The 9,416-nt window shown below is 63.4% G+C and carries 7 protein-coding genes; 5 read left to right on the top strand and 2 right to left on the bottom strand.

What is annotated here, in order from left to right; genetic code table 11:
• Positions 1–46: 46 nt before the first annotated feature.
• Entirely contained in the window at positions 47–2,347 is a 2,301-nt protein-coding gene (locus G568_RS0116010) for a glycosyltransferase family 2 protein (RefSeq protein WP_051203105.1), read from the bottom strand.
• Positions 2,348–2,426: 79 nt separating this feature from the next.
• Complete coding sequence (gene cbbR, locus G568_RS0116015) at positions 2,427–3,368, bottom strand: LysR family regulator CbbR (protein WP_026758964.1); 942 nt, start codon at positions 3,366–3,368, stop codon at positions 2,427–2,429.
• A gap of 158 nt (positions 3,369–3,526) precedes the next feature.
• On the opposite strand from cbbR, the gene G568_RS0116020 reads away from it, so the two are divergent.
• From G568_RS0116020 to fba, 5 genes are all read left to right on the top strand, one after another.
• A complete protein-coding gene (locus G568_RS0116020) occupies positions 3,527–4,477 on the top strand; it encodes a class 1 fructose-bisphosphatase (RefSeq protein ID WP_425423414.1) in 951 nt (316 codons plus the stop codon).
• Between the two features lies 1 nt (position 4,478).
• Positions 4,479–5,351: a phosphoribulokinase gene (locus tag G568_RS0116025; protein WP_026758966.1), complete on the top strand. Its 873-nt coding sequence runs from the start codon at positions 4,479–4,481 to the stop codon at positions 5,349–5,351.
• Positions 5,352–5,366: 15 nt separating this feature from the next.
• Positions 5,367–7,343 (top strand): transketolase, encoded by a 1,977-nt coding sequence (tkt, locus tag G568_RS0116030; RefSeq protein WP_026758967.1) that lies wholly within the window; start codon positions 5,367–5,369, stop codon positions 7,341–7,343.
• A gap of 10 nt (positions 7,344–7,353) precedes the next feature.
• Positions 7,354–8,355 carry a type I glyceraldehyde-3-phosphate dehydrogenase gene (gene gap / locus G568_RS0116035; RefSeq protein WP_026758968.1) on the top strand — a complete coding sequence of 334 codons (1,002 nt, stop codon included), beginning with the start codon at positions 7,354–7,356 and terminating at the stop codon, positions 8,353–8,355.
• A gap of 14 nt (positions 8,356–8,369) precedes the next feature.
• A partial coding sequence (gene fba / locus G568_RS0116040) for a class II fructose-bisphosphate aldolase (RefSeq protein ID WP_026758483.1) occupies positions 8,370–9,416 on the top strand: 1,047 nt, incomplete at its 3' end.

Below are 9,416 nucleotides of genomic sequence, written 5' to 3' on the forward strand. Positions count from 1 at the left end.
CGATTTGCCTGTCGCGGGCTTCTTTTGCCCCTTGTTGTGCGTCAGTTTAATGGGATGTCTCCCCCTTTTGCACGGTAAAAAAGAAATCTTCGGGCAATTCCTGCTGCCAAACCTCGTCCGGGATCACATCGGGCCCGGCGAGGAAAACCGCCGCGCCAAAATGCCGATGCAGCCGTGACAGCGCCCTGAGCCTGTCGCCGATCAGGTCCTGGTAGAACGCCGCATATTTCGGCGCGGCCTTCAACTCGTCGATCCGCGCCCGATGGCGCGCTACGCATTGCGCGTGCGCGGCGGCAATATCCGGGTCTGACAGCAATCGCTTGTACTCCTCCCTCAGCGAAGGCAACATGCGCTGGATACTGCGATCTTCCTCCGCGTTGTTGTTCATCCGGAACCAATACGCCAGCCCCTGATCGCGGTCCACGTGGTTGACCCGCCCCCTATCACGCTTGACCAGAAAGCTTTCGGCCGAGCGTAGCGCATAGTGGTTAAGCGTCACCAGGTCATAGCCCACGGTATCGGTGGTCGAGCGCCACGCGTTGCGATACTCGGTCTCAGGCATACGCCGCCCCGCGCCATTGACCCATGCGATCTGATCTTTGAGCTGCGGCTTCAGCCCCTTGGGCCGGTGCACCCCGAGCTTTTTGAAGATGCCCAGGTTGCGAAACAGCGTCTTGAACCCCCACGCCTGATGCGGTTTGCGCACCATTTGCGGGGCGCAGCGGGTAAACTGTTCGGTGATGAACTTGTTCTCGAAGGTTTCAACATCACCGTTGCCGAACAACCGCCATGTCAGCGAAATCATGTTGGCATCCGGCACGGCGGCAAACAGATCGCGCAAATGCCCCTCGCCCGCGTGAATGTTGATAAACTCGTCCACGTCCATGCAGATCAGCCAGCCGGCGCGCCTGATCATCGGCTCGTCCTCGGCCGCGGCCAGGGCGGCATGCTGCGGCTTCAGCTCCAACTGACGAAACGGATTGTCGCGATGCTGCACCAGGCCCTTTTCCTGCAACACATCCAGCAACGCGTCGGTGCCGTCATCGCAATCGTTGGTATAGATCAGGAAATCATCCACCCCGATCGCGCGGTGATAGGCCAACCATTCAAGGATAAACGGCCCCTCGTTCTTCATCGTGGTGACGATCGCCACCCGATCGGTTGTATGGCTATCGGGGCGCAGTGCGGCCTTGGGCATGCGCAGCGGCTTGGCGCCCAGATCACGCGCGAGATGCAGCAAACCCTGATCTTCGACCAGGCTGGATTTCGGCACGATGCGCGACACCTTGCCCGCATCCTTGCCGCCCGCGCCATGACGCAAGGCCATGCACCGCCAGAACCCGATCACCGGCGCCTGCGCGCGCGCGCCAACCACGCGCACCATGCGCCACACCACCCCCGCAGGTGTGCGGGCGGGGGCCAAGCACCACCGCCCATGCCCGGAGTCGCGATCAAACCGGCGGCAGATATGATCCCCGAACACCGGCGCGCGCCCCTTGCGTATCCCCCATGGGTAAATCCGCTCGCCGGATAGGGCGAGTGTTCCTTCCGGCGCCGCGACCGCGCGGTCAAAGATGGATTGCTCCGCCATGCTCTCGGCGGCGTTCTTCAGCGGCGGCAACAGGTCGTGCACATCAATGTTCATCACCGCGCGCGCGTGCGACAGGAACCGATGGCGCAGCAGTTCGTATATGGACAGCGCCGCCAACGGCGCGGACCAACGATCACAATTGGGCAGTTCCATCCGGTCCTTGCCGGGGGCGTCGGGCGCGTTCATCGGATGCGCCTCGGGGCCGGTGTCCGCTTGCCCCAGCGGGATTGGCGAGGTCACGAACACCACGGTCAGGCCGGACGCGCCCGCCGCGTCCAGCGCATCGCGCAACGCATCGCATAGCCCGTCCACCGCGTCAGGGTGCCCCCGCTCGATGATCAGGGCCGCTTGCAACCCATGAACTCGCTGATGCCAGCAGAGCCAGTCGCGCAATGTTTCAACCGACTCGCCGTTATGTTGCGCAACACCGCAGTTCAGCGATGCAAACAGCTCCGTCTCGGATACGGTTGGCGCCATGGCCGCGCTGCAATCACGCACTGGTAGCGGCAGCGGAACGTCATCTGTGTCCTTGGCGGAGTGCTCAATATCCACAACGATACAACCGCCGATACTGCCGCGCCCCACGACACTGCCCAGCCCCTCGGGCAAGACCGTATCGGGGTCGGTATCAGGCGTGAAAAATATCCGCGCAAGCCCCGGCATGCCATCACGCGGCGGCATGTGAAGCATGTCAAGAATTCCGGCGCCGCCTTCGATCTCGCGACCGGCCAGCGACCGTTTCAAAATCCTGTTCACTGCCCTGCCCTGCCTGCTTTGCTATCGGGCAAGACTAACGCAAGCCGTACCGCGTTGAAAAGGTCAGGTATGCGCATGCTCACACATCGCCGCGCCCTGTGATCGGCAGGAATGACCCCTTCAGCCCCTGGATCGCCTCGGCAACTCGCGCCGTGGCCGGTCGCGGGGATGCATCCACGGGCCGAACCAGAAACCAGTGCCGCATGATCGGAAGCTGCGGCGCGTCAAGCATCACCAATTGCCCGTGCTGTAACTCGGCCGTTGCGGTATGGAGCGACAGGAACGCGATGCCAAGCCCGGCCATGACCGCCTGCTTGATGGTCTCGTTCGATCCCATCTCGACCGTGCGAAACACCTGCCCCTCGCCCAGGCGATCAAGGTAGCGCGTCATCAGGATGCGTGTCCCCGACCCCACTTCGCGCGACAGGAACGTCTCCTCGGTCAGGTCAGCCCCCGACAGCGCCGAGCGGGCGGCCAGCGGATGATCCGGCGGCGCGAGGATCGCGTGCGGATGATCGCCGATCGGATGCGCCTCGACCATGGGCTGGCGCGGCGGGCGCCCCATGATCGCCAAGTCAAAACTCAGCCGCTCCAGTCCCTCGATCACCGCGTCGCGGTTGCCCACATGCAAGACAATCTCAACATCTGGACAAAGCGTACCAAGCGTCTTGACCAGTCGCGGCGCGAAATACTTGGCCGTTGAGACCACCCCAAGCGTCACGCTCCCGGTTTGCCCGCGGCGCATCGCCGCGATCTGCCTGTCCACCTGCCCCAGGGCCACCTCCATCCGCAGCGCGGCCTCTAGCACGATCTGCCCCTCGGGCGTGACGCGAGAGCCGGCCGAATCTGCCGTGCGCGACAGCACCGACACTTCAAGGGCGCCCTCTAATGCCTTGATTTGACTATGGACTGCTGGCGGTGTGAGGTGCAGCGCCTCGGCCGCCGCACTTATCGACCCGTGCCGCTCCACGGCCAGCAACGCGCGCAACTGTTTGAGTGTGATGGATTCCAACCAACTCATTAGATTTCTCTTAATATTGAGTAACAATATTTAAATTCCATAAAAATTCCAATTGGGCAATACAAAAGGGGAATCGCATGCAGCTGGGAGGAGCCATATTGCCATTCTCGCAAACCATATTGCCTGTTGCCCAGGTACCCGAGCCGTTGCGCGACGTGATGCAACGTCTGTGCGCGGCCGGGGCAGACATCGCGCAGATCATTGCGCGCGGCGCGATCGGGCAGGATCTGTCGGATGCCGTCGGCGTCAACAGCGGCGGCGACGGGCAAAAGGCGCTGGACGTGATCGCGGATGAACGGTTCATGACCGCCTTCGCAGGCTCAAACATCCGGCATTACGCCTCAGAAGAACAGGAAAACGCCGTCACACTGAATAGCGCCGGCGCGTGGGCTCTCGCCATCGATCCGCTGGACGGGTCCTCCAACATCGACGTGAATGTCTCGGTCGGCACGATCTTTGCATTGTTCCCTGCTGGCGATCGCCCCGAGGACAGCTTCCTGCGCCCGGCGGCTGATCTCATTGCGGCTGGCTACATTATCTACGGACCTCAATGCTGCCTTGTCGTCAGTTTTGGCGAAGGCGTGCAAATCTACACTCTCGCCCCGGATACCAGCGAGTTCGTCCTGACCGGGAACCAGGTTCGCGTGCCGGAAACGTCGGGCGAGTTTGCGATCAACGCGTCGAACTACCGCCACTGGCCGGCCCCGATCCGCGCCTACATCGATGACCTGGTTTCAGGCATCGAAGGCCCGCGCGAGCGCGATTTTAACATGAGGTGGGTCGCGTCCCTCGTCGCCGAGGCGCACCGTATCATGATGCGCGGCGGGATCTTCCTGTATCCGGGGGACAACCGCAACGGCTATGCCCAGGGCCGATTGCGGCTGCTGTACGAGTGCGCGCCGATCGCCTTTCTGATGGAGCAGGCAGGTGCCTGCGCGACGGATGGAAGTGATCCGATACTGCGCCAAACCATACCCGATCTGCACGCGCGCACGCCTTTTGTCTTCGGAAGCGCCGAAAAGGTGGCGCGCGTCACCGCTTATCACGACCTGCCCCTGACCGAGACGTCAGCCCTGTTCACCAAACGCGGCCTTTTCCGGAGCCAATGACATGAGCAAGAAACACCCCATCATATCGGTTACCGGATCGTCGGGCGCCGGCACCAGCACCGTCAAGGCGACGTTCGAACAGATTTTCCGCCGCGAAAACGTATCGGCCGTGATGATCGAGGGGGACGCCTTTCACCGCTACAACCGCGCCGACATGAAGGCCGAGTTGCAGCGCCGCTATGACGAGGGCGATCATACCTTCTCGCACTTCTCCTACGAGGCCAACGAGCTCAAGGAACTGGAGCGTGTCTTTCGCGATTACGGCGCAACCGGAACAGGGCGCACGCGCAAGTATGTCCATGACGAGATCGAAGCGGCCGCAACGGGTGTCGTCCCCGGCAACTTCACCGCCTGGAGCCCCTTTGAGGACGGTACCGACCTGCTGTTTTACGAAGGGCTGCACGGCGCCGTCGTCAATGACGAGGTCAATTTGGCCGCGCTGGCCGACCTGAAGATCGGTGTGGTGCCTGTCATCAACCTGGAGTGGATCCAGAAGATTCACCGCGATCGCGACAGCCGCGGCTACTCGACCGAAGCGGTGACCGACACCATTCTGCGCCGCATGCACGCCTACGTGCATTGCATATGTCCGCAATTCACCGAAACCGATATCAACTTTCAGCGCGTGCCAGTGGTGGACACCTCCAACCCGTTCATTTCGCGCTGGATTCCGACGGCGGATGAAAGCCTTGTCGTGATCCGCTTCAAGAACCCCCGGGGCATCGATTTTCCCTATCTGACCTCAATGATCCACGGCTCCTGGATGAGCCGGGCAAATTCGATCGTCATCCCCGGCAACAAGCTTGACCTGGCGATGCAGCTCATCCTGACGCCGCTCATTGAACGTCTCGTGCGCGACGCGCGCCGGGCCTGACACCAAGGAGCCCCCATGAACACGCAAATCCCCCTCGCCGATGAACGCACGATGGCAAATGCCATCCGGGCCCTGACGATGGATGCCGTGCAGGCTGCCGGCTCCGGGCATCCGGGCATGCCGATGGGCATGGCTGATGTGGCCACGGTTCTGTTCAATCGGTTTATGAAGATCGACCCACAAGCCCCGGATTGGATTGACAGAGACAGGTTTGTCCTGTCGGCGGGTCATGGCTCGATGCTGCTCTACGCGGTGCATCATCTTCTGGGTTATGACGACATGGAAATGGACCAGCTGCGCGCCTTCAGGCAGCTTGGCAGCACCACGCCGGGCCACCCCGAATACGGCCATACCAAGGGCGTCGAAATGACAACCGGCCCCTTGGGACAAGGCATCGCCACAGCGGTCGGCATGGCCCTGGGCGAGCGGATGGGCGCGGCCCGCTTCGGCGATTTGATAGATCACTTCACATACGTTTTGGCCGGCGACGGCTGCTTGATGGAGGGGATCAGCCACGAGGCGATTGATTTCGCCGGACACATGGAACTTGGCCGACTGATCGTGCTTTGGGATGACAATCGCATCACGATCGACGGCGCGACCGATCTTGCCACCTCCACCGATCAAAAGGCGCGCTTTGCCGCGGCGGGTTGGCAGGTTCTTGGAATTGACGGCCACGACACCGACCAGATCGCAGCCGCAATCGAGGAGGCCCGCACCGACCCCCGCCCCAGCTTGATCGCCTGCCGCACGGTGATCGGCTATGGCGCGCCGTCGAAACAGGGCAGTCACGCGGTGCACGGCGCCCCCTTGGGCGACGCGGAGATCACCGCCGCACGCGCGCATCTGGGCTGGCCCCACGCGCCTTTTGATATCCCGCAGGATGTGTATTCGGCGTGGGGACGGATCGCCGCGCGCGGTGCCAAAACGCGCATCGAATGGGAAGCGCGCCTTGCCAATTCGCCAGAACGCGACGCCTTGAACGCGGCGATGTCCCACGATTGCCGCCCCCTGCACGCGGACATGGCGACCTACAAGCAACAGCTTTGCGCACAGGCCCCCAAGGTCGCCACGCGAAAGGCCAGTGAAATGGCCCTCGCCGTCGCTGTTCCGGCCGTTCCGTTTTGCGTCGGCGGCTCGGCAGACCTGACCGGATCGAACCTCACGCATACCGCCGCGATGCAGACGGTGACAAAAAACGACTACACCGGAAGCTACATTCACTACGGCATTCGCGAACACGGCATGGCGGCCATCATGAACGGGTTGTCCTTGCACGGGCTGGCGCGGCCTTACGGCGGCACGTTCCTTGCCTTTGCCGACTATTGCCGCCCCGCTATCCGCCTGTCGGCCCTGATGGGTCAACCCGTGACCTACGTGATGACGCATGACAGCATCGGCCTGGGCGAGGATGGACCGACGCACCAACCAGTGGAGCACCTGGCCAGCATGCGTGCGATGCCCAACCTTGATGTCATCCGCCCCGCCGATGCCGTGGAAACCGCCGAGGCGTGGGAGCTTGCCTTCGCATCCACCACAACGCCGACGGTTCTGGCGCTGTCTCGGCAGGGGGTGCCGTGCTATCGCACCACCCATGGCACAGAAAACCTGACCGCACGCGGCGCCTACCTTCTGCACACCCCCGCGGGGCCGCGCGATGTCACGCTCATCGCCACCGGCACCGAGGTCGAGATCGCGATGACCGCGATGGAGCTACTCGCAGCAGACGGAATTTCCGTCGCAGTCGTCTCGGCCCCGTGTTTCGAGCGGTTTGCGGCACAACCGCCCGCCGCGCGCGAAGCGGTTCTCGGCACGCCCGCCCGTATCGGCATCGAAGCGGCGATCCGGCAAGGCTGGGACCTGATGTTACGGCCAACCGACGGGTTCATAGGGATGACCGGGTTCGGTGCCTCGGCCCCTGCCACGACGCTTTATTCCCACTTTGGCATCACGGCGCAAGCCGTTGTCGAAAAAGCAAAAAACATGATCTGACGAGGACGCAATGACAGTAAGGATTGCCATCAACGGCTTTGGCCGAATAGGACGCTGCACGCTGGCGCATATCATCGAGTCAGGCCGCGAGGACATCGAGGTCGCGGCGATCAACGCCACTGGCCCCCTTGAGACTAACGCCCATCTGCTGCGCTACGACAGTGTACATGGGCGGTTTGGCCACCCGGTATCGATTGGCGACGGCACGCTGGATGCCGGGCGCGGTCCGATGCGAGTGTTCTCGACCCGCACCCCGGCAGAGCTGGATTGGGACGGCATCGATGTCGTTCTCGAATGCACCGGCGTGTTCAACTCCAAGGCCGAAAGCGCCGTGCATCTGGGTCGCGGCGCGCGGCGCGTCCTGATATCTGCGCCCGCCACCGGCGTCGATCGAACCGTAGTCTATGGCGTCAACCACGCCGACCTGAACCACGAGGATCAGGTCGTCTCGAACGGATCGTGCACCACCAACTGCCTGGCGCCGCTGGCGCGCGTGCTGGACGCGGGAGTTGGGATCGAGCATGGCATCATGACCACGGTCCATAGCTACACCGGCGATCAGCCGACGCTCGACCGGCGCCATGGCGATCTGTACCGCGCACGGGCGGCGGCGATCTCGATGATCCCGACATCGACAGGCGCTGCCAAGGCGATCGCAGAGGTGTTGCCGGGTCTCAAGGGCAAGCTGGACGGCGCGGCGATCCGCGTGCCCACCCCGAACGTCAGCGCCGTGGACCTGACCTTTCAGGCCGGGCGCGAGACCACGGCCCAAGAGATCAACACGCTTGTCGCGTCCGCGGCCCACGGGCCCATGCGCGGCATCATCAGCTACGAGACCGAGCCAAAGGTTTCGGTCGATTTCAACCACGACAGCCATTCGTGCAACTTCGCCGCCGACCAGACCCGCATAATGGGATCGCGTCTGGTGCGGGTCATGGCCTGGTACGACAACGAATGGGGCTTTTCGTCCCGCATGGCGGATGTCGCCGCCGTGATGGGCCGATTGAACTGAAAGGATAGCGAGAGATGTCACTAATCACCCTTCGTCAATTGCTGGATGACGCGGCGGAGCACGGGTACGGTGTGCCTGCGTTCAACATCAACGACATGGAGCAGGGTCTTGCGATCTTGCGGGCGGCGGCGGCGGTGGATGCGCCGGTGATCGTGCAGGCCAGCCGCGGGGCGCGCTCCTATGCGGGCGACGTGATGCTGCGGCACATGGTTCAGGCACTGGCCGAGATGCACCCCTCGGTGCCGATCTGCCTGCACCAGGACCACGGCAACAACGAGGCGACGTGTCTTTCGGCCATTCGCCACGGCTTCACCAGCGTGATGATGGATGGCAGCCTCGAGGCGGACATGAAGACGCCAGCGAGCTTTGAGTACAACGTCGACATCACCGCGCGGGTGGCGCAGACGGCGCATTGGGTCGGCGCCAGCGTCGAGGGCGAGCTGGGCGTTCTGGGCAGCCTCGAGACCGGCGAGGCGGCCAAGGAGGACGGCTCGGGCGCCGAGGGCAAGCTTGGCCGCGAGGACCTGCTGACCAACCCCGACCAGGCCGCCGATTTCGTGGCGCGCACGGGGGTGGACGCGCTGGCGATCGCCTGCGGCACCAGCCACGGCGCCTACAAGTTCTCGCGCCGGCCCGACGGCGAGATCCTGGCGATGGACCGCATCGCCGAGATCCACGCCCGCATTCCCGGCGTGCACCTGGTGATGCACGGATCCAGTAGCGTGCCGCAATACCTGCAGGACCTGATCAACGCGCATGGCGGCGAGATGCCCCAGACCTACGGCGTGCCGGTCGAAGAGATCGAGCGCGGCATCGCCTCGGGCGTGCGCAAGGTCAATATCGACACCGATTGCCGCATGGCGATGACCGGGCAGTTCCGCAAAGTGGCCGCCGAAGCCCCGCGCGAGTTCGACCCGCGCAAGTTCATGATCCCCGCGATGGCGGAGCTGGAGGCGCTGTGCCGCGACCGGTTCGAACGCTTCGGCGCCGCCGGCCAGGCCAGCCGCATCAAACCCATCCCCCTCGACGACATGGCCGAGCGATACGCAAAGGGCACGTTG

Source organism: Sediminimonas qiaohouensis DSM 21189 (genome assembly GCF_000423645.1).
Taxonomy (GTDB): domain Bacteria; phylum Pseudomonadota; class Alphaproteobacteria; order Rhodobacterales; family Rhodobacteraceae; genus Sediminimonas; species Sediminimonas qiaohouensis.